The organism is Pseudomonas sp. 43A (genome assembly GCF_013363935.1).
Taxonomy (GTDB): domain Bacteria; phylum Pseudomonadota; class Gammaproteobacteria; order Pseudomonadales; family Pseudomonadaceae; genus Aquipseudomonas; species Aquipseudomonas crudilactis.
In genome coordinates this window covers 769890-793666 of the sequence record NZ_CP054880.1, presented here as the reverse complement: position 1 = coordinate 793666, position 23777 = coordinate 769890, and the positions used below count along the sequence as shown (strand labels likewise).

The following is a 23777-nucleotide window of genomic DNA, read 5'->3' as shown; positions in this document are numbered from 1 at the left end:
AAAAAGGGTTGCACCCGGTTGCACCTCTTTCGGCGCACGGCTAATCTTGCCGCCAGCTGATGCCACGCAACTGTGGCAACCATGAGGATAAAAATATGGCTACCACCACCCTTGGGGTCAAACTCGATGACCCGACCCGCGAACGCCTGAAGGCCGCCGCAACCTCGATTGATCGCACACCGCACTGGCTGATCAAGCAGGCAATTTTCAATTACCTGGAGAAACTCGAGGGTGGTGCAACCCTGACTGAGCTGAACGGTTTGACCGCCAAGGACGCCGATGAGGCGGGCGAAGTGCACTCCGATCACGCCCACCAATGCTTCCTCGAATTCGCCGAAAGCATCCTGCCGCAATCCGTTCTGCGCGCTTCGATCACCGCCGCTTACCGTCGCCCTGAGCCGGAAGTGGTGCCGATGCTGATCGAGCAGGCTCGCCTGCCGGTCGCCATGGCTGAAGCCACCAACAAACTCGCCGCCTCCATCGCGGAAAAACTGCGTAACCAGAAAAGTGCCGGCGGTCGTGCAGGCATTGTTCAGGGTCTGCTGCAGGAATTCTCCCTGTCTTCACAGGAAGGCGTAGCGCTGATGTGCCTGGCCGAAGCACTGCTGCGTATCCCGGACAAAGGCACTCGCGATGCACTGATCCGCGACAAGATCAGCACCGGTAACTGGCACCCGCACCTGGGCAACAGCCCGTCGCTGTTTGTCAACGCGGCCACTTGGGGCCTGCTGCTGACCGGCAAACTGGTCTCGACGCACAACGAAGCCGGCCTGACGTCGTCGCTGAGCCGCATCATCGGCAAGAGCGGCGAGCCGATGATCCGCAAGGGCGTCGACATGGCCATGCGCCTGATGGGCGAGCAATTCGTCACCGGCGAAACCATCGCTGAAGCACTGGCCAACGCGAGCAAGTTCGAAGCCAAGGGCTTCCGTTATTCCTACGACATGCTCGGTGAAGCGGCGCTGACCGAACACGATGCGCAGAAGTACCTGGCGTCGTACGAACAAGCCATTCACTCGATCGGCAAAGCGTCCCACGGTCGTGGGATTTATGAAGGCCCGGGCATCTCGATCAAACTGTCGGCACTGCACCCGCGTTACAGCCGTGCGCAGTACGAGCGTGTGATGGACGAGCTGTACCCGCGCCTGCTGTCTCTGACCCTGCTGGCCAAGCAATACGACATCGGCCTGAACATCGACGCTGAAGAAGCCGACCGTCTCGAACTGTCGCTGGATCTGCTCGAGCGTCTGTGCTTCGAGCCGCAACTGACCGGCTGGAACGGCATCGGTTTCGTCATCCAGGCTTACCAGAAGCGTTGCCCGTACGTGATCGACTATGTGATCGATCTGGCCCGTCGCAGCCGTCATCGCTTGATGATCCGTCTGGTGAAAGGCGCGTACTGGGACAGCGAAATCAAGCGTGCCCAGGTCGAAGGCCTGGAAGGCTATCCGGTCTACACCCGCAAGGTGTACACCGACGTTTCCTACATCGCCTGCGCACGCAAACTGCTGTCGGTGCCGGAAGTCATCTACCCGCAGTTCGCCACGCACAACGCCCACACCCTGTCGGCGATTTACCACATTGCCGGTCAGAACTATTACCCGGGCCAGTACGAATTCCAGTGCCTGCACGGCATGGGCGAACCGCTTTACGAACAAGTTGTTGGCAAAGTTTCCGAAGGCAAGCTGAACCGTCCGTGCCGCGTGTACGCGCCGGTCGGTACTCACGAAACCCTGCTCGCCTACCTCGTACGTCGCTTGCTGGAAAACGGTGCAAACACCTCGTTCGTCAACCGAATCGCCGACCAGTCGATTTCGATTCAGGAACTGGTGGCCGATCCGGTGGCGCAGATCGAGCAGATGGCGACCGTGGAAGGTGGTTTCGGCCTGCCGCACCCGCGCATCCCGCTGCCGCGTGATCTTTACGGTGCTGAGCGCGCCAACTCCAGCGGCATCGACATGGCCAACGAACATCGTCTGGCTTCGCTGTCCTGCGCTTTGCTGGCCACCGCGCACACCGACTGGAAAGCCGCGCCGATGCTCGGTTGCGCCTCCAGCACCGAAGCTCCGGCACCGGTGCTGAACCCGGCGGATCACCGCGATGTGGTCGGCCATGTTCAGGAAGCCACCGTCGAAGACGTCGACAACGCCATTCAATGCGCGCTGAACGCCGCGCCGATCTGGCAGGCTACCCCGCCGGCCGAACGTGCGGCGATTCTGGAACGTGCCGCCGACTTGATGGAAGGCGAGATCCAGCCGCTGATGGGCCTGTTGGCGCGTGAAGCCGGCAAGACTTTCGCCAACGCCATCGCCGAAGTTCGCGAAGCCGTCGACTTCCTGCGTTATTACGCAGTGCAGGCGCGCAACGATTTCAGCAACGACGCCCACCGCCCATTGGGTCCAGTGGTGTGCATCAGCCCGTGGAACTTCCCGCTGGCGATCTTCAGCGGTCAAGTCGCTGCCGCATTGGCTGCCGGTAACCCGGTACTGGCCAAGCCTGCCGAACAAACGCCGCTGGTTGCCGCACAAGCCGTGCGCTTGCTGCTCGAAGCCGGGATTCCGGAAGGCGTGCTGCAACTGCTGCCGGGTCGCGGTGAAACCGTTGGCGCCGGCCTGGTTGGCGATGAGCGCGTCAAAGGCGTGATGTTCACCGGTTCCACCGAAGTCGCGCGTCTGCTGCAACGTAATATTGCTGGCCGTCTCGACAGCCAGGGCCGTCCGATTCCGCTGATCGCTGAAACCGGTGGCCAGAACGCGATGATCGTCGACTCCTCGGCACTGACCGAACAAGTCGTGATCGACGTGGTGTCCTCGGCCTTCGACAGCGCCGGTCAGCGTTGCTCGGCGCTGCGGGTCCTGTGCCTGCAGGAAGATTCCGCCGATCGCGTCATCGAAATGCTCAAAGGTGCCATGGCCGAAAGCCGTCTCGGCAACCCTGAGCGCTTGTCCGTGGACATCGGCCCGGTGATCGACGCCGAAGCCAAGGCTGGCATCGACAAGCACATCCAGGGCATGCGCGACAAAGGTCGCAACGTGTACCAGGTGGCGATTGCCGACACCGAAGAGGTCAAACGCGGCACCTTCGTCATGCCGACCCTGATCGAGCTGGAAAGCTTTGACGAGCTGCAACGCGAGATCTTCGGCCCGGTGCTGCACGTGGTGCGCTACAAGCGTAAAGAAATCGATCAACTGATCGCTCAGATCAACGCTTCCGGTTATGGCCTGACACTGGGCGTACACACGCGCATCGACGAGACCATCGCCAAGGTGATCGACAACGTCAACGCCGGTAACGTCTACGTCAACCGCAACATCGTGGGTGCCGTGGTTGGCGTGCAGCCGTTCGGCGGCGAAGGCCTGTCGGGCACAGGCCCGAAAGCCGGTGGCCCGCTGTATCTGTACCGTTTGCTGGCGACCCGTCCTACCGACGCCATCGAACAATCCTTCGCTCGCGGTGATGCTGCCATGGCCCCGGACGTTCGTTTGCGCGACGCCATGAGCAAACCGCTGAACGCCTTGAAAGCCTGGGCTGAAAGCAACAAGTACGCCGACCTGAGCACACTGTGCGTGCAGTACGCTGCGCAATCGCAGAGCGGCATCACTCGCGTTCTGGCCGGCCCGACCGGTGAGAAAAACAGCTACGCCATTCTGCCGCGCGAGCACGTGCTGTGCCTGGCCGAGGTTGAAGGTGATCTGCTGACGCAACTGGCTGCGGTATTGGCTGTAGGCGGTTCGGCCGTATGGCCGGAGTCCGACATCAGCAAGGCCTTGTTCGCACGCCTGCCGAAGGAGATTCAGGCACGGATCAAGCTGGTTTCTGACTGGAACAAGGATGAGGTGGTGTTCGATGCGGTTCTGCATCACGGTCATTCCGACCAGTTGCGCGGCGTTTGCCAGCAGATTGCCAAGCGTGCCGGCGCGATCGTTGGGGTCCAGGGCCTGTCCCAGGGCGAGACCAACATTGCGCTGGAACGACTGGTGATCGAGCGGGCGTTGAGCGTTAACACTGCGGCGGCGGGTGGTAATGCCAGCTTGATGACAATCGGCTAATACTGATAAACCGGGCACCTGCATAGGTGCCCGGCATAGCAACAATCCCTGTGGGAGCGAGCTTGCTCGCGAAAGCGGTTTGCCAGTCAACTCATCTGTTGAATGTGCCGACCTCTTCGCGAGCAAGCTCGCTCCCACAGTTGTTTTTGGGTGTTTGTTAAGTTGGTGCTCGGCTCTAACATCACCGCGATCAATCATCCTATCCAGCCTCTATTCCCCCGCCTTAGACTCGGCCCAACCCAATTTCAGGTAAGCCGCCATGTCCGAGACGCTGCTCAGTTCCCGCAATCTGGCTTTCGAGCTGTATGAAGTCCTTGATGCCGAGGGCCTGACCCAGCGTGAGCGCTTTGCCGAGCACAACCGCGAGACCTTCGACGCCGCCATCGGCACCGCGCGCAACATCGCCGAGAAATACTTTGCACCGCACAACCGCAAGGGCGACGAGAACGAACCGCGCTACGAAGACGGTCAGGCGATTCTGATTCCTGAAGTGAAACCGGCGGTGGATGCCTTCCTTGAGGCCGGATTCCTCAACGCTGCGAGAAGTTTCGACGCCGGTGGCATGCAACTGCCTACATTGCTGTCGCAAGCCTGTTTCGCGCATTTCCAGTCGGCCAACGCGGCTTCGACGTCCTACCCGTTCCTGACCATGGGCGCGGCGAATCTGATTGAGAGCTTTGGCACCGACGAGCAGAAACAGCGCTTTCTGCAGCCGATGATCGACGGGCGTTTCTTCGGCACGATGGCGCTGACCGAGCCGCATGCCGGTTCATCGCTGTCGGATATTCGTACACGTGCCGAGCCGGCGTCCGACGGCACTTATCGCCTGAAGGGCAACAAGATCTTCATTTCCGGCGGCGATCACCCGCTCTCGGAAAACATCGTGCACATGGTCCTGGCCAAACTGCCGGACGCACCGGCGGGCGTTAAAGGCATTTCGCTGTTTATCGTGCCGAAGTTTCTGGTCAACGATGATGGCAGTCTCGACCAGCGCAATGACGTGCTGCTGGCCGGGCTGTTCCACAAGATGGGCTGGCGCGGCACCACCTCCACGGCGCTGAACTTCGGCGATAACGGGGAATGCGTCGGCTATCTGGTGGGCGAGGCGCATCGCGGTCTGAGCTACATGTTTCAGATGATGAACGAGGCACGGATCGGCGTCGGCATGGGTGCGGTGATGCTTGGATACGCCGGTTATTTGTATTCGCTGGAGTATGCCCGCGAACGTCCACAAGGGCGGGTGCCGGACAGCAAGGATCCGACGACTGCACCGGTGGCGATCATTCAGCACGCGGACGTACGACGCATGCTGTTGACGCAGAAGTCCTACGTTGAAGGTGCATTTGACCTTGGCCTTTACGCAGCGCGTTTGTTCGATGACACCACGACCCTTGAGAACGAAGCCGAGCGTAAACAGGCGCATGAATTGCTGGATCTGCTGACGCCGATCGTCAAATCCTGGCCGTCGGAGTTCTGCCTGAAGGCCAACGAACTGGCGATCCAGATTCTTGGCGGCCACGGCTACACCCGTGAATACCCGGTGGAGCAGTACTACCGCGATAACCGCTTGAACCCGATCCACGAAGGCACCCACGGCATTCAGTCGCTGGACTTGCTCGGGCGCAAACTGGCGCAGAATGGTGGCGCGGGGCTCAAGCAACTGATTCGTCTGATCGCCAACACCGCTGAACGCGCTACAGCGTACGAATCGCTGACCGCACTGCGTGAACCGCTGGAAAAACTGGTGGCGCGCCTGCAAACGGTGACCATCGGCCTGCTGACCGATCTGGCACAGGGCAAGGTCAACAGCAGCCTGGCGAATTCGGCGTTGTACCTGAAGGTGTTCGGGCACACGGTGATTGGCTGGCGCTGGCTGGAACAGGCGATTCGTGCCGAGGAAGGGTTGGCCAAAGGGAATTCAGCGGATGCCGACTTCTATAACGGCAAGTTGCAGGCCGCGCGGTATTTCCTGACGTGGGAAGTGCCGGGTTGCCACCATGAACTGGCGTTGCTGGAGGCGCGGGATGATACGTGTCTGGCGATGCAGGATGCGTGGTTCTGAAAACCTACCCTCACCCCAACCCTCTCCCGGGGGGAGAGGGGGCCGACCGAGGTGTCTGGCGCTATACATCGACCTGAAAAACCGCATCGACTACGGATTCAGTACAGTACTTTCAGGTCGGCGTTCCTCCTGAATTTTCCACGGTCAGTCCCCTCTCCCTCTGGGAGAGGGTTAGGGTGAGGGGCTTTTCTGATTGAACACTCAGCTCAGCTTGAACCCACCCATCTGCCGCGCCAGATCATCCGCCAGTTTCTGCAGCATCTGGCAGTCTTCACGACAGGCCCGAACCTCCCCCGCCGTCGCCCGCGCCAGATCAGAAATGCCCTGCACATTGCGGTTGATCTCTTCCGTCACCGCCGACTGCTCTTCGGTCGCCGTCGCCACCTGATGGTTCATATCACTGATGCGCTCGACCTGCCCGGTAATCGCCGTCAACGACGCCCCGGTACGCTGGCTCGACTCAACCCCGGTGCCCGTTGCTGCTTGCCCGGTGCGCATCGACGACACGGCGTTTTCCGCGCCTTGTTTGAGGCTGCCGATCATCTGCTGGATTTCATCGGTGGAGGCCTGCGTGCGTCGTGCCAGGGTGCGCACTTCATCCGCCACCACGGCAAACCCGCGCCCCATATCCCCGGCCCGCGCCGCTTCGATGGCGGCATTAAGTGCCAGCAGGTTGGTCTGCTCGGACACGCCACGAATCACCGCCAGCACCGAATCAATCGACGCGACTTGATGCGCCAGCTCACCGACCGCACCCGCCGCTACGCCAATCTCATCCGACATGCTTTCAATATGCTTGATCGAGCCACCGACCACTTCCCGTGCCTGCATCGCTTCATCCCGCGCGGTCTGCGAGGCCAGTGCCGCGTTGCCGGCGTTCTGCGCAATTTCCTGCACGGTCAGGCCCATCTCGTGAACCGCCGTCGCAACCATGTCGGTCATTTCCTGCTGACGACCAGAACGCTCAGCGGTGTTCTCCACCACCTTCGCCACTTGCCCCACAGCCGTACGCAGACGCTCGCTGGTGGTCAGCACTTCACCAATCATCCCGCGCTGGCTGTCGAGGAAACGGTTGAAGCCGCGAGCGAGGTCGCCCAACTCATCGGCACGGCTGGAATCTAACCGGTGGGTCAAATCTCCACCACCGCTACCGATTGCTACCAGCGCCGCTGTTACCTGGCGGATCGGCCGCACCAGCCCTTGCGCCAGCCACACCACCAAGGCGAGGCACACCAGCGCCACGGCCAGACCGATACCGCCGCTCATCCACATTGCTTTACGGGCTTCGGCGTAGATCTGCGACTGCGGCACTTCGGCCACCAATGTCCAGCCCAGATCACGCAGAGGCAGGCTGAAGGCGAGGAAGTCTTCGCCATCCCTCTGGAAGCTGCTGCTGATCGCCGTTTTCTGGCCCATGACGGCTTGAGCAGCGGAGGCGCCAATCTGCTCCGCCAGGGTGCGCTTACCGCTGAATTGCGCCTCGGGATGCACTTGAATCAAACCATCGGAACGCACGAGATAGACCCTGCCGCGCTCGCCAAAACTGAAGTTGTGAATCAGCTCAGACAGCTCCTTCATGCTCAAACCAAGCCCGGCTACGCCGACCACTTTGCCGGCCTGCTCGACCTTCAAATCGATGAACAGCGCCAGTTCTCCGGTCGCCCCGTCGTTGTCGATATTAAGGGTGCGCGGCTGATTGCTGTCGAGGAAGGAATAGAACCACGCGTCAGCCGGTTTGGAACGACTGAGGGTGCGGTCCAGACCTTTTTCGGTGATGTAGTGATTGGATTCGGTGCCGATGATCAAAGCGGTAAAGGCTTTATGTTCGGCGCGGATGCCTTCCAGATACTGCGCGAAGCCCGCTGTTTTGCTGCTGTCTTCGCCCGAGGCGAGCCAGTCGCGGACCATCGTGTTGCTGGCAATATCCTTGGCCGCCGTCAGCGGTTGCACGAGGATGCGTTCGATATCATTGCGCGTCGCTTCAATGCTCGACGGCAGTGCTTGTTCGACCAGATAGCTCTGGGCGAGGCGGTTGACCACCAGGGTATAAATGCCAACCACGATCAGGATGCTGACCAGCAGGGCCGTGCCCATGCTGAGAATCAGCTGCCATTGAATACTGCGTCGCCACAACTGCATGGAGCACCCCCAAAGAATAAGTGGCCGAAACAATGCAACAGCCGTGCCGATTGTATACAACCCAGTCGACAATCTATTCTTTGGTTGTGCGCAGCTCCATCAACCCTGGTTGATGGTCTTGGCGATAGTGTCGACCGTGGCGCTGACTTGCTCTTGGTAACGGTCGAGTTCTTCCTGGTGTTGCTTCTTCATTTCGATCTGCTGCGAGCACAGATTCATCGCCGCCAGCACCAGCAAGCGGTCACCGATCAATGTCGGGTATTTGCGCTTGGTGTCATCCAGCGCAGCCTTGAGCATCATGGCCGCGTCCAGCAGGGTCTGTTCTTCCCCGGCCGGTGCCTTGATCGAATAGTCCTCCCCGAGAATGGAGACGACTTTTACCCCTGCTGTGTGGTGGTTCATGCGCTGACAGGACCGGCGTTGACGCGATCAACCAGTGCCTGAATGCGTGCAGCGGTGGCGCCGTGCTTCTCTTCCTGCTCCATCAGGTTCAGTTGCAGGCTTTCGTTTTCATCCTTGGCCTGGGCCAGTTCCGTGGACAGGGTCTGGTTGGTTTGCGCAAGGCTCTGGTTCTGTTGCACCAGGTCGCTGACGAGCTGTTCCAATTGGCTGAGGGATGCTTCCAACATTTTGATCTTCCAAGCGTTTTTCAAAGGGCGCGTACGATAAAGAAAAGTCACCACGGATGCCAGGGTTTAACCGGCGCAAAGCCTTGATTTTCCTGGTGGCGGACCGTTCTCGCGAGTTTTAAAGACTGTGATCTGTCGATCTGGTTCCTGCACTTCGTCGCCCAAGCCCTTCTGCGACAAATACGCACACTGCCTCAAGACTTTAGTCGTATGACCGATAAGTCATCCATATCGCAGTCTCAGCCCGCATGGAAGCGGCCCTCTCTTGGTATCCGCCCCATGTCCCTTCGCAATATGAATATCGCCCCACGGGCGTTTACCGGCTTCGCCCTGATCGGCGGCCTGATGCTGATTCTCGGTGTGTTCGCGCTGAATCAGATGAGCAAAATCCGCGCAGCAGGCGAAGACATCGCCACCGCCAGCGTGCCTTCGATCAAGGCCCTCGACGAATTCACCCAACTGACCCTGCGCCTGCGCGTTTTGTCGTATCGGTTGCTGATCAATCGTGAACCGGACGTTCAACAAAAGACTGTCGAGCTGTTCGCGCTGCGCAACAAGCAGATCGCCGACGCCCAGCGCGCCTACGAACCGTTGATCGACGGCCCGCAAGAACGTGCGGCTTACGATCAATACGTGCAGTTGCTCGCGCAGTACCGCCAGCTTGAAGACCGGATGAAAACCCTGTCGCGCAACAATCAGATCGATGAACTGCGGCAGATGCTCAACTCGGACTTGCTGAGCAACTCGGAAGCGGTGAACACCGCCCTGGCGCGGCTGTTGGAGATCAACACCCAGCAAATCGCCGACACGGATAAAGGCGCAAGCGAGCAGTTTTCGATGTCTTTCAACCTTGTGGTCACGTTGTTGGTGATCGCCACTGGCCTGACGTTCCTCTTCGCCTGGCTGCTGACCGTGAGCATTACCAAGCCGATCTCCAAAGCATTGGAAGCTGCGGAAACCATCGCCGAAGGCAACCTGACCCAGCCGATCCACGTTGACGGTGAAGACGAGGCAGGCCGTCTGCTCGCGGCCATGGCCAAGATGCAATCGAAGCTGCGTGACACCCTGCAGCGTATTTCCGGCTCGGCGACTCAGTTGGCTTCGGCGGCTGAAGAACTGAACAGCGTCACCGACGAAAGCGCCCGTGGCCTGACTCAGCAGAACAACGAAATCGAACAAGCGGCCACCGCCGTCAATGAGATGACCAGCGCTGTGGAAGAAGTCGCACGCAACGCCGTGAGCACTTCGGAAGCCTCGAAAAACGCCACCACCTCCGCCGGCGACGGTCGGGACCTGGTGCAAGAAACCGTGAGCGCCATCGAACGCATGAGCGCCGATGTGCAGAGCACTGCGTCGTTGATCGGTGATCTGGCCAATGAATCCCGTGACATCGGCAAGGTGCTGGATGTGATTCGTGGCCTGGCTGATCAAACCAACCTGCTGGCGCTGAACGCGGCAATTGAAGCAGCGCGTGCCGGTGAGGCCGGTCGTGGTTTTGCGGTAGTGGCCGATGAAGTACGTGCCCTCGCGCACCGCACACAGCAGTCGACCAGCGAAATCGAGCGGATGATCGGCAGCATTCAGAGCGGTACCGAACACGCCGTGGATTCGATGCGCAACAGCACCGAGCGCGCCGAGTCGACCCTGAACATCGCCCGTGGTGCCGGCATGTCGCTGGACACCATCAACACCGCCATCGTCGAGATCAACGAGCGCAATCTGGTGATCGCCAGCGCCGCCGAAGAACAGGCGCAAGTGGCGCGGGAAGTGGATCGCAACCTGGTGAACATCCGCGACCTGTCAGTGCAATCGGCGACTGGGGCGAATCAGACGAGTGCGGCGAGCAATGAACTGTCGCGGTTGGCGCTGGACCTGAACAACATGGTTGGGCGGTTTAGCCTGTAATTCTGTAGATCAAGATCAAGATCAAAAGCGCCCTCACCCCAGCCCTCTCCCAGAGGGAGAGGGGGAAAGGGAGCAGATCGGGGGTCTTTCAGATTCTCAGTTCGGCGCGATATTTCAGGTCGATGTACCTCGCCCAAACACCTCAATCAGTCCCCTCTCCCTCCGGGAGAGGGCCAGGGTGAGGGCAGCAATCGCCCGCCGAACACAAAACCTGATGCCACACTGAAAAACCTTTTTGACAGCATCACATTTCAACAGGTTAGAATCGCTGGCACGCAGACTGCATGGTCAGTTTGTGCCCGTCTTTACGCTTCTGGAGTACTGCCTTTGAATGCGACGACCATCAACAGCCTGTTCTTGATCGGCGCGTTGCTGGTAGGCGCAAGCATTCTTGTCAGTTCGCTTTCTTCCCGTCTCGGCATTCCGATTCTGGTCATTATTCTTGCGGTCGGCATGGCCGCCGGGGTCGATGGCGGCGGGATCATTTTCGATAACTACCCGACGGCCTATCTGGTCGGCAACCTTGCGCTGGCGGTGATCCTCCTCGACGGCGGCCTGCGTACGCGGGTGTCGAGTTTCCGCGTGGCCTTGTGGCCGGCGTTGTCGCTGGCCACGGTCGGGGTGTTGATCACCACCGGGCTGACCGGCATGGCCGCCGCCTGGTTGTTCGACCTCAATCTGATTCAAGGTCTGTTGATCGGCGCCATCGTTGGCTCAACCGACGCCGCGGCGGTGTTCTCGCTGCTCGGCGGCAAAGGCCTGAACGAACGGGTCACCGCCAGCCTGGAAATCGAATCCGGCAGCAACGACCCGATGGCGGTGTTTCTCACTGTAACCCTGATCGACATGCTCGCCAGCGGCCAGACCGGCCTGCACTGGAGCCTGTTGACCCACCTGATCCGCGAGTTCGGCATCGGCGGCGTGATCGGCCTCGGCGGCGGCTGGCTGATGTTGCAACTGGTCAATCGCATAAACCTTGCTGCCGGGCTGTATCCGATTCTGGTGATTGCCGGCGGTCTGGTGGTGTTCGCCCTGACCAACGCCTTGCACGGCAGCGGCTTCCTCGCCGTTTATCTGTGCGGTCTGGTCATCGGTAACCGCCCGGTGCGCAGTCGCCACGGCATTCTGCACATGCTCGACGGCATGGCATGGCTGGCGCAGATCGGCATGTTCCTGGTGCTGGGTCTGCTGGTAACGCCACATGATTTGCTGCCGATCGCCCTGCCCGCTCTCGGTCTGGCGCTGTGGATGATTCTGTTTGCGCGGCCACTGTCGGTGATGGTCGGCCTGCTGCCGTTCAAAGCGTTCCATGGCCGCGAAAAAGCCTTTATTTCCTGGGTTGGCCTGCGCGGTGCGGTACCGATCATTCTTGCGGTATTCCCGCTGATGGCCGGGCTGCCAAATGCACAGCTGTACTTCAATCTCGCGTTCTTTATCGTGCTGGTGTCGCTGCTGGTGCAGGGCACGAGCCTGCCGTGGGTGGCCAAGCTATTGAAAGTGACGGTGCCGCCAGAACCCGCACCGATTTCCCGGGCGGCTCTGGAAGTCCACGTCACCAGCGAGTGGGAGCTGTTCGTTTACAAGCTCGGCGCGGAGAAATGGTGCATCGGTTCGCCCCTGCGTGAGCTGAAAATGCCTGAAGGCACGCGCATCGCGGCACTGTTTCGTGGTCAGCAACTGCTCCATCCGTCGGGTAGTACGGTGCTGGAAGTCGATGATTTACTGTGTGTTATCGGCCATGAACACAACCTCGGCGCCCTCGGAAAACTGTTTAGCCAGGCGCCGCAACGTGGCCTCGATCTGCGTTTCTTCGGCGATTTTGTACTCGAAGGAGATGCCCAGCTTAAAGCGGTTGCAGCGCTCTATGGTCTGCCGGCCGAGGGCATCGATCCGGACATGACCCTGGGTGCCTTCATCGCGCAGAAAGTCGGCGGCGCGCCCATCGTCGGTGACCAGGTGGAGTGGAACAACACCCACTGGACGGTTGCGGTCATGGACGGGAACAAGATCGGCAAAGTGGGCGTCAGATTCCCCGAAGGAAGTCGCCCGGGTCCCGGACTCTTCCTCTAAACTGCGTCCACTCTCACTTGCTTGACCGGTCTCTATGCCTACCCTGCGCTCCTTTTTCGCCGCGGCCCTGCTGGGCCTGAGTCTTACTGTCGGCCCGCTGTACGCCGCCGAACCGCCGTCCAGCGACGCCGTGCAGGCCAGTCTCGACAAACTCGCCGACAGCAAACTGCCGGATGCCGATAAAAAGGCCCTGCAAACCACCTTGCAGAGCACGCTGACTCAGCTGAACAATCAGCGTGATTACGCACAAAAGCTGATCGACCTCAAACAGCAGCTGGCCACGGCGCCGAAGCAGACGATCGAAAACACTCGCGAACTGACGCGCCTCAAGGCCACGGCGATAGTGCCGGTGGCGCAGCGTTTTCCCAAGGAGTCGATCCAACAGCTGGAGCAGATCCTGACGGATCGCTCGACCCAGCAAAGCGATCTGCAGAAAGCGCTGGCCGACGCCAACAGTCTGATCATCACTGCCCAGACCCGTCCCGAGCGCGCCCAAGCGGAAATTTCCGCCAGCCAGACGCGCATCCAGCAGATCAACAACATCCTCAAGTCCGGCAAGGACGCCGGCAAGACTGTCAGCAACGAGCAACGCGATCAGCTGAACGCGGAGCTGGCAGCACTGAACGCGCTGATCCCTCTGCGCCGTCAGGAGTTGGCCGGCAACAGCCAATTGCAGGATCTGGGCAACGCCCAGCATGATCTTCTCTCGGAGAAATCCGATCGACTCGACCGAGAGATTCAGGAACTGCAGACGCTGATCAATCAGAAGCGTCTGGCGCAGTCGCAGGAAACCGTCACCCAGCAATCGATCGAGGCGCAAAAGGCCGGCAGCAGCAGCTTGCTTGCCACTGAGAGCGCAGCCAACCTCAAGCTCTCCGACTATCTGCTCAAAAGCACCGACCGCCTCAACGAAGTCACCCAGCAGAACCTGCAGACCAAGCAGCAACTCGACTCCCTGACCCAGAGCGATGCGGCCCTCGATGAGCAGATCAACGTGCTCAAGGGCAGTCTGCTGCTGTCGAAGATTCTCTACAAACAGAAACAAGCCCTGCCACGACTCAAGGTCGACCGTGATCTGGCGGATCAGATCGCCGACATTCGCCTGTATCAGTTCGATGTCAGCCAGCAGCGTGAACTGTTGAGCAATCCGGCGTCCTATGTCGACACTCTGCTGGCCACCCAGCCGCCGGAACAAGTCACCCCGCAGTTGCGCAAAAGCCTGCTGGATCTGGCCAACACCCGCGTCGATCTGCTGGAGCGCCTGAACCGCGAACTGAGCTCGATGCTCAACGAATCGATCACCCTGCAACTCAACCAGAAACAACTGCTGAGCACCGCGCAGAGCCTGCGTGCGACCCTCGATGAGCAAATGTTCTGGATTCCCAGCAACAAGCCGCTGGATCTGGAGTGGATGCGGGGTGTACCGGAGCGTCTGAAACGTCAGGTCGACACACTGCCGTGGGCTTCCAGCCTGAGCGAGCTGACCGACGGCCTGACCCAGCGACCCTTGCTGTTTCTGCCTCTGGCATTGCTGATCGGTGCACTGCTGTGGCGCCGCAAAAGTCTCTACGGTCGCCTGAACAAGGTTCACCAGGACATCGGCCATTTCAAACGCGACAGCCAGTGGCACACACCGCAGGCCATCCTGATCAATATTCTGCTGGCGATGCCGGTGGCGCTGGGCCTCGCCTTGTGCGGGCTGGCCTTGCAAATCGACGCGCGCGGCCAGAACGCCAACATGGGCGCAGCGCTCCTGCAGATGGGTCAGGCGTGGCTGGTGTTCTACACCGCCTATCGAATCCTCGCGCCCGGCGGTGTGGCCGAATTGCACTTTCGCTGGGAAAAGCCCCAGGTCGAATTCCTTCAGGGCTGGGTACGCCGGCTCGGGCTGGTGGTCATGGCACTGGTGGCCGTGGTGGCGGTCGCCGAATTACAACCGGCGGCGCTCGCCGACGACGTCCTCGGCATGCCAGTGGTGCTGACCTGCTACGCGTTGATGGCCTGGCTGCTCAGTCGCTTGCTGATCAGCAGCCCGGCCCACGAAAACGCCTCGCTGTTCCGCAAGGCCGTCGGGGTGATGTTCACCCTGCTGCCGATCGCGCTGTTTGTCGCGGTATGCTTTGGCTACTACTACACCGCGCTGAAACTCAGCGACCGACTGATCAACACCCTCTACCTGCTGATGTTCTGGCTGGTGATCGAAGCGACTTTCGTCCGTGGCCTGAGCGTTGCCGCGCGACGTCTGGCCTACCAGCGCGCCCTGGCTAAACGTCAGGCAGCGAAAGAGGCTGGCGACGGCGAAGCGGTGATCGAAGAGCCGACCCTGGACATCGAAAAGGTCAACGAACAGTCCTTGCGCCTGATCCGTCTGGCCCTGCTCGGCGGCTTCATCGCCGCGCTGTACTGGGTCTGGTCAGACCTGATTTCGGTGTTCTCGTACCTCGACAACATCACCCTCTACGAATACACCAGCGGCACCGGCGCCAACATGAGCATGGTGCCAATCAGCATCGGCGACATGCTCGGCGCAATAATCATCATCGGCATCACTTTCGCCCTCGCGCGCAACTTGCCAGGCTTGCTGGAAGTGTTCGTGCTGTCCAAGCTCAATCTGGCGCAGGGCAGTGCCTACGCGACCACCACGTTGCTGTCGTACGTGATCGCCGGTGTCGGCTTCGTCTCGACCCTGTCGACCCTCGGCGTCAGCTGGGACAAGTTGCAATGGCTGGTGGCGGCGCTGTCGGTCGGTCTCGGTTTCGGCATGCAGGAGATCTTTGCCAACTTCATCTCCGGCATCATGATTCTGTTCGAACGCCCGGTACGGATCGGTGACACCATTACCATCGGCAACCTTTCGGGCACGGTGAGCAAGATCCGCATCCGCGCCACGACCATCACCGACTTCGATCGCAAGGACATCATTGTCCCGAACAAGACCTTCATCACCGGGCAACTGATCAACTGGTCGCTGACCGACACCATCACCCGCGTCACGCTGAAACTGGGTGTGGATTACGGTTCGGATCTGGATCTGGTCAAGGAACTGCTGCTCAAGGCTGCCCGCGAGAACCCGCGCGTACTCAAGGAACCCGAGCCGCACGTGTACTTCCTCAATTTCGGCGAAAGCACCCTCGACCACGAATTGCGCATGCACGTGCGCGACCTCGGTGACCGTAACCCGGTGCTCGATGAGGTCAACCGCTTCATCAACCGCGAGTTCAAGAAGCAGCACATCAACATCTCGTTCCGCCAGATGGAGGTTTACCTGAAGAACCTCCACGGTCAGGAATACAAGATGGTGCCGATCGAACCGGAAACGAAAACCATCGTGCCGATCGCCGACGATCAGAAACCACTGCAAGAGCCGCCGCCGGCCAAACTCGACTAACCGGTCTGATCCCAGCAGAATGCTCGGACATTCTGCTGGAGCCGGCCCTTGAAAGCCCTCGACGAACTGACCTTCGACAATCGCTTCGCCCGCCTGGGCGACGCGTTCTCCGCCCACGTGCTGCCCGAGCCGATCGACAATCCGCGTCTGGTCGTGGCGAGCCCGGCGGCGCTGGCCTTGCTGGATCTCGACCCGGCGACCGCCGAAACCAACGAATTTGCCGAACTGTTTGGCGGCCACAAGCTGTGGGCCGATGCCGAGCCGCGGGCGATGGTCTATTCCGGGCATCAGTTCGGCGGTTACACGCCGCAACTCGGCGATGGTCGCGGGCTGCTGCTCGGGGAGGTCTACAACACTGCCGGCGAGCATTGGGATCTGCACCTCAAGGGTGCCGGGCAAACGCCGTTTTCGCGCATGGGTGACGGCCGTGCGGTACTCCGTTCGTCGATCCGTGAGTTTCTTGCTTCCGAGGCGCTCTACGCGCTGAACATCCCTTCGTCGCGCGCGGCGTGCGTGATCGGCTCCGACACCCCGGTCTGGCGCGAAAAGCAGGAGCGCGCGGCGATGGTGCTGCGTCTGGCGCCGAGCCACATCCGCTTCGGTCACTTCGAATATTTCTACTACACCAAACGCCCCGAGCAGCAAAAGCAGCTCGGCGAGCACGTGCTGGCGATGCATTTCCCCGAATGTCTGGAACAGCCGGAACCGTATCTGGCGATGTTCCACGAAATCGTCGAACGCAACGCCGAACTGATCGCCAAGTGGCAGGCCTACGGCTTTTGCCACGGTGTTATGAACACCGACAACATGTCGATCCTTGGCATCACCTTCGACTTCGGCCCGTTCGCCTTCCTCGATGACTTCGACGCCAACTTCATCTGTAACCACTCGGATGATCAGGGCCGTTACTCGTTCAGCAATCAGGTGCCGGTCGGCCAGTGGAACCTCAGCGCGCTGGCGCAGGCACTGACGCCGTTCATCAGCGTCGAAGCCCTGCGCGAAACTCTCGGCTTGTACCTGCCATTGTTCCAGGCGCACTACCTCGACTTGATGCGCCGCCGCCTCGGCTTCACCACGGCCGAGGACGATGACCAGAAGCTGCTTGAAGACCTGCTGCAACTGATGCAGAACAGCGGCGTCGATTACACCCTGTTCTTCCGCCGACTTGGCGAAGAATCAGCCGAGCAGGCCGTCGCCCGTTTGCGCGACGATTTCGTCGACATCAAAGGCTTCGACGCTTGGGGCGAACGCTACGTCGCCCGGGTTGCCCGCGGTGGTGACACCGATCAGGAACAGCGTCGCATCCGCATGCACGCGGTCAATCCGCTGTACATCCTGCGCAATTACCTGGCGCAAAAAGCCATCGATGCGGCTGAGCAAGGGGATTACTCAGAAGTACGCCGGCTGCACGCGGTGTTGAGCAAACCGTTTGAGGAGCAGCCGGGAATGGAGGCTTATGCCGAGCGGCCGCCGGAGTGGGGCAAGCATTTGGAGATCAGTTGTTCTTCCTGAGTGCCAACGCCTCATCTTGATAAACAGTTCGTACGGCTCCAGATAAGTCGTACGAAACGCTGAACGCCAACGAGCCGAATATGACCAACCCACTCCTCATCCCCTGCCCCTCCTGCAACGGCCTCAACCGCATCCCCGCCGAGCGCCTTGCGGATCAGCCCAAGTGCGGCCGCTGCAAATCCGCCGTATTGCTGAGCAAACCCTTCGAACTCAAGCAAGGCGATTACGCCAGCCAGATCAAGGGCGATCTGCCGCTATTGGTGGATGTCTGGGCGGAGTGGTGCGGGCCGTGCAAGTCGTTTGCGCCGGTGTTCGAGCAGGCGGCGGCGCAGCTGGCCGGCAAGTGCCGCTTGGCCAAGCTCGATAGCGAGGCCAATCAGCAGTTGTCGGCGCAGTTGGGGATTCGCTCGATTCCGAGTCTGATTCTGTTCAAGAACGGAAAGGAAGTGGCGCGGCAGAGTGGCGCGTTTCCGTTGCCGCAGTTGATGGCGTGGCTGCGTAGCCAGGGTATCTGACCCACCCAGAACCCAGTGTGGGAGCGAGCTTGCTCGCGAAAGCGGTGGATCAGTTAACGAAGATGTCGACTGAACTGACGCATTCGCGAGCAAGCTCGCTCCCACAGGGGTTCATGGATAGCTCAAGAGATCAGTGATCTTCGAGCAGATTATGCAGTTCGACGAACTGCTGGGTCAGCTTGTGCCGCGGGTCGAGGTGGATCAGCGGCATGCTGGCCTGGTGCGATTCGCGCATGCGCACTGAACTGCTCAGGTACACCGGCAGTACCGGCAAGCCTTCGGCAATCAACTCATCGAGAATCTGCTGCGGCAGGCTCGCCCGGGCCTGGAACTGATTGACCACGATGCCTTCGACTTCCAGGCCTTCGTTATGGTCATCCTTTAATTCTTCGATTTCCGCGATCAGTCCGTACAGGGCCTGACGGGAGAAGCTGTCGCAGTCGAAGGGAATCAGCACCCGATCAGCGGCAATCAGCGCCGATACTGCATAGAAATTCAAGGCTGGCGGGGTATCGAGGTAGATCCGGTCGTAATCCTCGGACAACTCATCGAGTAACTTCCGTAGCTTGTTGATCTTGTGCTTGGCCTCGAGCTTGGGCTGCAAGTCGGCAAGCTCGGCGGTGGCGGTGATGATGTGCAGGTTGTCGAACGGGGTTTCGTAGATGTCCGCCTGATTCTTCTTGGAGAACGGCCCCGAGGACAGGGTCTGCTTGAAGAAGTCGGCAATGCCCATCGGGATGTCGTCACCGGTCAGCCCGGTCAGATACTGAGTGGAGTTGGCCTGAGCATCGAGGTCCACCAACAACGTGCGATAACCCTCGCTGGCGCTGACCGCCGCCAGATTGCAGGCAATGCTCGACTTGCCTACGCCACCTTTCTGATTGAACACCACGCGCCGCATGACCAAAACCTCCGTGTATCAAAGAATGACCGAGTGTAGATGCGCGCAGCCTCGCTTTGCCACCTTCAAGGACATGGACTACAGAGTCAGGTGCAAATATCCGCGGACAGATAGCGCAATAACGGCCATTGATCGCTGAGATTGCCGACAGACAAGCCGCTGACAATCTGGATAATGGCCAAGTGACAGTTTTTCCGCGAACCACTCGGTACATTTCGTTGCGCAAAAGGTAACCAGCATTTGCTACACACTCGTCGCACCGGGATAATGCGCGCCACCCGGCGCCAAGCGCCACGTCACGCCTGCTGCGGCTCTGGCCACTCAACGCGTCAACAAAAGCCCGCAGGGGCGGGATGAATGTCCGTGATCAACTTCAACATCGCCCAGTGGCGCGCTTGGGCTCCCGGGCTCGACAGCGTGGACGCCTGGCAGGCCTGGAGCCGACAACCGGTCGTGCTCCAGAGCAGTGATGCCGCGCCCGATGTGTCGTTTTTGCCGGCCATGCAGCGCCGCCGTCTAAGTCGACTGGCACGTATGGCATTCAGTGTTGGCTGGCCCCTGGCCGACGGAAGGGACAATCTGCCGCTGGTGTTTGTCTCGCGCCACGGTGAAACCCCGCGTACCTACGAGATCCTCACCGATCTGGCCAACGAACAGCCCCTGTCGCCGACGCAGTTCAGTTTGTCAGTGCACAACGCGATTATCGGCCTGTGGTCGATCATGCGCGGCGAGACCAGCGAAATGACTGCCCTCGCCGCTGCCGGCGACGGCCTCGAACACGGCATGCTCGAAGCCGCAGCCCTGCTCAATGAGGGCGCCCCGGCGGTGCTCCTGGTGATCACCGAAGAACAACCGCCCGAAGCCTATTCAGCGTGGATCGACGACGTGCCGTTTCCCTACGCACTCGGCCTTTTGCTCACCCCTGGTACCGACTGGCGGCTGACCCTGAACAGCACCACAGAAACACGGTCAAAAGCGCACTGGCCGCACGCGCTCAACTTGCTGCGTGCCCTGCTCGGCCAGCAACCCCATTGCCAACATGCCTGGAAAAATCGTGTATGGACCTGGCAACGCAACCCGTGACCGAGAAAAACCGCGACGCCTATTACTGGCGCTTGCTGGCCACCGCTGCAAGCTTCGCCCTGTTCGGGCTGGGTGGACTGTGCCTGCGCGTACTGGTGTTTCCGCTACTCGGATGCCTGCCGGGTGATGCGCTGAAACATCGGCAGCGCGCGCGGCAGACCGTCAGTCGGCTGTTCTGGTTTTTCGTGCGCTTCATGGCCCGTACCGGCGTGCTGACGTATGACATTCAAGGGGCCGAACGTCTTGGCCGCTCCGGGCAGATGATCATCGCCAACCACCCGTCGTTGATCGACGTAGTGTTCCTGATCGGGCTGGTGCGCCAAGCCAATTGCGTTGTGAAGAAAACCCTGTGGGAAAACCCCTTCACCCGTGGCCCGCTGCGCAGCACCGAATACATCAGCAACGACGGCAGCATGGACATGCTCGATGCCGCTGCCCAGTCCCTGCAAAACGGCCAGACCCTGATCATTTTCCCGGAAGGTACGCGCACCCAGCCTGGTCAGGCGCCGGCCTTTCATCGGGGCGCCGCAGCGATTGCCCTGCGCGGTGCGAAAATCCTCACGCCGGTGATCATCAAGGTCAGCCCGACCACGCTGACGAAGGCCGAGCCCTGGTATCGAATCCCCAATCGCCGCGTGCACTTCAGTTTTCGCGTCGGCGCCGATATAGACCCACAGACTTTCGCTGCGCAGGGGCCAGCCCCGCAAGCCTCGCGCAAGCTCAACGACTATTTGCACACCTACTTTATTAAGGAGCTCGCCGAAGATGAGCGATCTGAATCGTGATATCAAACTGCTGATCATCGATGCCCTCGGCCTCGAAGACATCAGTGTCGACGACATCGGCGACGAGCAGACGCTGTTCGGCGAAGGCCTGGGTCTGGATTCCGTCGACGCGCTGGAACTGGGTCTGGCGATCCAGAAAAAATACGGCATCAAGATCGACGCCGACGCCAAAGACACCCGTAACCATTTCACCAACGTGGCGAGCCTTGCGGCGTTCGTCACGGCAAAACAGGCAGCTTGAGACCGGACCATGCAAACTCGTGACGATATTTTCAACACCCTGCGCGATGCCTTGGTCGAACTGTTCGAACTGGATCCGGCCCGTGTGAGCCTGGAATCCAATCTGTATCAGGATCTGGAAATCGACAGCATCGACGCCGTCGATCTGATCGATCACATCAAACGCCAGACCGGCAAGAAAATCGCCGCCGAAGAATTCAAATCGGTGCGCACTGTCGGCGACGTGGTCGAGGCGGTCTACCGTCTGGTTCAACCGGCCGCATGAGCCGGCTGATCGGCCTCGGTCTGCTGCTGGCCGGTCTGCTGTACCCCTTTGCGGTGTATTTCGGCATGGAGCATTTTGCCCCGTGGCAGTTCGGTCTGCTGCTGGGCAGCCTGTGGCTGGCGCGAGCGCTGACCGGTGAACGTAAACCCGGCAGCCTGTGGATGGCTGGCGTGGCCATTGTGTTCTGCTTGCTGCTGGCGCTGTTCGACAGCCCGCTGTTGCTGCGCTGGTATCCGGTGCTGATCAGCGGCTTCATGCTGGTGCTGTTCAGCCTTAGCCTGAAATTCGGGCCGCCGATGGTCGAGCGCCTCGCGCGATTGCGTGAGCCACAGCTGCCGGACATCGCGGTTCGCTACACGCGAAAGGTCACCGTGGCCTGGAGCGTGTTTTTCTTCTGCAACGGTTTATGCGCCGCCCTACTGACCCTGTGGGCGCCGCTGAATTGGTGGATGTTGTACACCGGCCTGATTTCCTACGGATTGATCGGCCTGATGTTTGCCATTGAATGGCTGATACGACAACGGGTAAGAGGCCGTACATGAACTGGATAAAACTTGAGCAGCTGTTGCTCAAGCCTGTGCCGGCGCGGGCGATCAGCCACGCACCGGCCCTCGAACACGTGCAACTGTGCGAACAGGCGCTGAGCGTTGCCGCCGGTCTGCAAGCGCAGGGCGTGAAGCGCCTGGCTGTGCATCTGGAAGATGCCGCCGAACTGGCCATCGCTTTGCTGGGCGCATGGCGCGCTGGCGTCAGTGTTCTGCTGCCTGCGGATCTGCAGCCACAAACCCGCCAGCGCTGGTCCGCTGAGGTCGATCTGTGGCTGACGGATCAAGCCGATGACGCGCAACTGAACGACTTTCAGCAACCGCCGCTGCCCGGCGCCGAACTGGATCTCGACCAGTGCCGTCTGAGCCTGTGCACGTCCGGCTCCAGCGGCGAGCCCAAGCGCATCGACAAATCCCTGTGCCAACTGGCCAACGAAGTCGAAGCGCTGGAGCAACTGTGGGGCGCGGACCTTGGCGAAGCCTGCATCATCGGCAGCGTTGCCACCCAGCATATCTACGGCTTGCTCTTTCGCGTGCTGTGGCCGCTGTGCGCCGGGCGCCCGTTTGTGCGCAAGCAGCTGGCGTTTCCCGAGGACTTGCAGCGTGCCAGCCGCGAGTATCCGGCCTTCGCCTGGGTTGCCAGCCCGGCGTTGCTCAAGCGTATGGGCGACAACCTCGACTGGCCGGCCCTCAGCGCCGTGCGCCGAGTATTTTCCTCCGGTGGCGCGTTGCCGCTTGAAGCCGCACAGTGCCTGCAGCAACGCTTGCAGCAATGGCCAACGGAAATCCTCGGCAGCTCGGAAACCGGCGGTATCGCCTGGCGTCAGGGCGAACATCTGTGGCAACCGTTCGCCGGTGTCGAACTGAGCCAGGACAGCGACGGCGCGCTACTGATCGCTTCAACTTACCTGCCTGCCGGACACGTCGAGCACACCGCTGATGCAGCACGCATCGCCGCCGATGGTCGTTTTGAACTGTTGGGGCGGCTGGACCGGATCGTCAAACTCGAAGAAAAACGCATTTCTCTGCCCATGCTCGAACAAGCGCTGGTGACCCATGACTGGATCGCCGAAGCACGTCTCGGCGTAGTGCAGGAAAACCGCGCCTCACTGGGTGCTCTGTTGGTCCTCAGCGAGTCGGGCCTGTTTGCCTTGCGTGAGCACGGCCGCCGCAGTCTGACCGAAACCCTGCGCCAGCATTTGCGCCAACACTGCGAAGCCCTGGCGCTGCCCCGACGCTGGCGACTGGTGCGGCAATTGCCGTTGAATAGCCAAGGCAAGCTGCCGCAGGCCGATGTCGAAGCCTTGCTGATTGCCCCGCGCCCGAAAGCGCCGCAAGTGCTGTCGCAGCTCGAGACCGAGGGCGAATGGAGTCTGCAACTGAGCGTGCCACCGGATCTGGCTTATTTCAGTGGTCACTTCCCTAAGGCCCCGGTATTGCCCGGCGTGGTGCAGGTGGAATGGGCACTGAACCTGGGTCGCCAATTGCTCAATCTGACCGGCCCGTTTGCCGGGATGGAAGTGCTGAAGTTCCAGCAACTGGTGCGCCCGGGGGATGAAATTCAGCTGCATCTGCGCTTTGATCCGGAGCGCAGCAAGTTGTATTTCGCTTATCGCAATGACACGGCGACCTGCTCCAGTGGGCGGATTCTTTTGGGTGTAGAGCATGATTGACCTTGGTGAGTGCTGC

Annotated in this window: 17 protein-coding genes and 1 pseudogene; 13 read left to right on the top strand and 5 right to left on the bottom strand. The window is 60.4% G+C overall.

The genetic code is table 11. The features are described from left to right. The first annotated feature begins 95 nt into the window (after positions 1-95). The gene (gene putA, locus HUW52_RS03435) at positions 96-4049 is read left to right on the top strand and encodes a trifunctional transcriptional regulator/proline dehydrogenase/L-glutamate gamma-semialdehyde dehydrogenase (protein WP_175552978.1); all 3954 of its coding nucleotides are present in this window, start codon (positions 96-98) and stop codon (positions 4047-4049) included. 259 nt (positions 4050-4308) lie between these two features. Continuing rightward, positions 4309-6111 carry an acyl-CoA dehydrogenase gene (locus HUW52_RS03430; protein ID WP_175552977.1) on the top strand — a complete coding sequence of 601 codons (1803 nt, stop codon included), beginning with the start codon at positions 4309-4311 and terminating at the stop codon, positions 6109-6111. A gap of 201 nt (positions 6112-6312) precedes the next feature. On the opposite strand, the gene HUW52_RS30660 is transcribed toward HUW52_RS03430, so the two are convergent. From HUW52_RS30660 to HUW52_RS03415, 4 genes and pseudogenes are all read right to left on the bottom strand, one after another. Continuing rightward, the gene (locus HUW52_RS30660) at positions 6313-7044 is read right to left on the bottom strand and encodes a methyl-accepting chemotaxis protein (protein ID WP_371929254.1); all 732 of its coding nucleotides are present in this window, start codon (positions 7042-7044) and stop codon (positions 6313-6315) included. Positions 7045-7179: 135 nt separating this feature from the next. Then, positions 7180-8205, bottom strand: a pseudogene (locus HUW52_RS30655) (cache domain-containing protein); the annotation flags it as partial. A gap of 144 nt (positions 8206-8349) precedes the next feature. Beyond that, positions 8350-8652 (bottom strand): cell division protein ZapA, encoded by a 303-nt coding sequence (locus HUW52_RS03420; protein ID WP_016987569.1) that lies wholly within the window; start codon positions 8650-8652, stop codon positions 8350-8352. Then, the gene (locus HUW52_RS03415; protein ID WP_016987570.1) at positions 8649-8879 is read right to left on the bottom strand and encodes a hypothetical protein; all 231 of its coding nucleotides are present in this window, start codon (positions 8877-8879) and stop codon (positions 8649-8651) included. Before HUW52_RS03415 ends, HUW52_RS03420 begins: the two co-directional genes overlap by 4 nt. A gap of 279 nt (positions 8880-9158) precedes the next feature. Here HUW52_RS03415 and HUW52_RS03410 point away from each other — a divergent pair, with 279 nt between their 5' ends. The 5 genes from HUW52_RS03410 to trxC all read left to right on the top strand — a co-directional run bounded on the left by HUW52_RS03410 (position 9159) and on the right by trxC (position 18269). Next, entirely contained in the window at positions 9159-10784 is a 1626-nt protein-coding gene (locus HUW52_RS03410; RefSeq protein ID WP_175552975.1) for a methyl-accepting chemotaxis protein, read from the top strand. Between the two features lie 327 nt (positions 10785-11111). Next, positions 11112-12854, top strand: coding sequence for a potassium/proton antiporter (locus HUW52_RS03405; RefSeq protein ID WP_016983888.1), 1743 nt, complete (start codon positions 11112-11114; stop codon positions 12852-12854). A 34-nt stretch (positions 12855-12888) separates the two neighbouring features. Further along, positions 12889-16242: a mechanosensitive channel MscK gene (gene mscK, locus HUW52_RS03400; RefSeq protein ID WP_016983887.1), complete on the top strand. Its 3354-nt coding sequence runs from the start codon at positions 12889-12891 to the stop codon at positions 16240-16242. A 48-nt stretch (positions 16243-16290) separates the two neighbouring features. Further along, on the top strand, positions 16291-17754 hold the full coding sequence (gene selO, locus HUW52_RS03395) for a protein adenylyltransferase SelO (RefSeq protein WP_175552974.1): 1464 nt from the start codon (positions 16291-16293) through the stop codon (positions 17752-17754). An 80-nt stretch (positions 17755-17834) separates the two neighbouring features. Beyond that, a complete protein-coding gene (trxC, locus tag HUW52_RS03390; protein WP_102899493.1) occupies positions 17835-18269 on the top strand; it encodes a thioredoxin TrxC in 435 nt (144 codons plus the stop codon). A gap of 130 nt (positions 18270-18399) precedes the next feature. Here the strand turns inward: trxC and HUW52_RS03385 are convergent, their stop codons facing one another. Further along, on the bottom strand, positions 18400-19170 hold the full coding sequence (locus HUW52_RS03385; RefSeq protein WP_016772022.1) for a ParA family protein: 771 nt from the start codon (positions 19168-19170) through the stop codon (positions 18400-18402). 357 nt (positions 19171-19527) lie between these two features. On the opposite strand from HUW52_RS03385, the gene HUW52_RS03380 reads away from it, so the two are divergent. Genes HUW52_RS03380 through HUW52_RS03355 form a run of 6 tightly spaced genes read left to right on the top strand, consistent with a single transcriptional unit; the run spans position 19528 to position 23761 of the window. Continuing rightward, on the top strand, positions 19528-20253 hold the full coding sequence (locus HUW52_RS03380) for a beta-ketoacyl synthase chain length factor (RefSeq protein WP_016983884.1): 726 nt from the start codon (positions 19528-19530) through the stop codon (positions 20251-20253). Next, positions 20229-21038, top strand: a complete 810-nt coding sequence (locus tag HUW52_RS03375; RefSeq protein WP_016983883.1) for a 1-acyl-sn-glycerol-3-phosphate acyltransferase — start codon at positions 20229-20231, stop codon at positions 21036-21038. Before HUW52_RS03380 ends, HUW52_RS03375 begins: the two co-directional genes overlap by 25 nt. Further along, positions 21019-21279, top strand: a complete 261-nt coding sequence (locus HUW52_RS03370) for a phosphopantetheine-binding protein (RefSeq protein WP_016983882.1) — start codon at positions 21019-21021, stop codon at positions 21277-21279. Before HUW52_RS03375 ends, HUW52_RS03370 begins: the two co-directional genes overlap by 20 nt. A gap of 9 nt (positions 21280-21288) precedes the next feature. Further along, entirely contained in the window at positions 21289-21543 is a 255-nt protein-coding gene (locus tag HUW52_RS03365; RefSeq protein WP_007909503.1) for an acyl carrier protein, read from the top strand. Beyond that, positions 21540-22085, top strand: coding sequence for a hypothetical protein (locus HUW52_RS03360; RefSeq protein ID WP_175552973.1), 546 nt, complete (start codon positions 21540-21542; stop codon positions 22083-22085). The genes HUW52_RS03365 and HUW52_RS03360 overlap by 4 nt, the downstream gene beginning before the upstream one ends. Next, positions 22082-23761: an acyl-CoA synthetase family protein gene (locus tag HUW52_RS03355; protein WP_175552972.1), complete on the top strand. Its 1680-nt coding sequence runs from the start codon at positions 22082-22084 to the stop codon at positions 23759-23761. Before HUW52_RS03360 ends, HUW52_RS03355 begins: the two co-directional genes overlap by 4 nt. The last annotated feature ends 16 nt before the right edge of the window (positions 23762-23777 follow it).

Bases quoted from the DNA above. Each gene is read 5' to 3' on its own strand.
- putA (WP_175552978.1), top strand. From the start codon at position 96: ATGGCTACCACCACCCTTGGGGTCAAACTCGATGACCCGACCCGCGAA.
- HUW52_RS03430 (WP_175552977.1), top strand. From the start codon at position 4,309: ATGTCCGAGACGCTGCTCAGTTCCCGCAATCTGGCTTTCGAGCTGTAT.
- HUW52_RS30660 (WP_371929254.1), bottom strand. From the start codon at position 7,044: ATGGTTGCGACGGCGGTTCACGAGATGGGCCTGACCGTGCAGGAAATT.
- HUW52_RS03420 (WP_016987569.1), bottom strand. From the start codon at position 8,652: ATGAACCACCACACAGCAGGGGTAAAAGTCGTCTCCATTCTCGGGGAG.
- HUW52_RS03415 (WP_016987570.1), bottom strand. From the start codon at position 8,879: ATGTTGGAAGCATCCCTCAGCCAATTGGAACAGCTCGTCAGCGACCTG.
- HUW52_RS03410 (WP_175552975.1), top strand. From the start codon at position 9,159: ATGTCCCTTCGCAATATGAATATCGCCCCACGGGCGTTTACCGGCTTC.
- mscK (WP_016983887.1), top strand. From the start codon at position 12,889: ATGCCTACCCTGCGCTCCTTTTTCGCCGCGGCCCTGCTGGGCCTGAGT.
- trxC (WP_102899493.1), top strand. From the start codon at position 17,835: ATGACCAACCCACTCCTCATCCCCTGCCCCTCCTGCAACGGCCTCAAC.
- HUW52_RS03385 (WP_016772022.1), bottom strand. From the start codon at position 19,170: ATGCGGCGCGTGGTGTTCAATCAGAAAGGTGGCGTAGGCAAGTCGAGC.
- HUW52_RS03380 (WP_016983884.1), top strand. From the start codon at position 19,528: ATGTCCGTGATCAACTTCAACATCGCCCAGTGGCGCGCTTGGGCTCCC.
- HUW52_RS03375 (WP_016983883.1), top strand. From the start codon at position 20,229: ATGGACCTGGCAACGCAACCCGTGACCGAGAAAAACCGCGACGCCTAT.
- HUW52_RS03370 (WP_016983882.1), top strand. From the start codon at position 21,019: ATGAGCGATCTGAATCGTGATATCAAACTGCTGATCATCGATGCCCTC.
- HUW52_RS03365 (WP_007909503.1), top strand. From the start codon at position 21,289: ATGCAAACTCGTGACGATATTTTCAACACCCTGCGCGATGCCTTGGTC.
- HUW52_RS03360 (WP_175552973.1), top strand. From the start codon at position 21,540: ATGAGCCGGCTGATCGGCCTCGGTCTGCTGCTGGCCGGTCTGCTGTAC.
- HUW52_RS03355 (WP_175552972.1), top strand. From the start codon at position 22,082: ATGAACTGGATAAAACTTGAGCAGCTGTTGCTCAAGCCTGTGCCGGCG.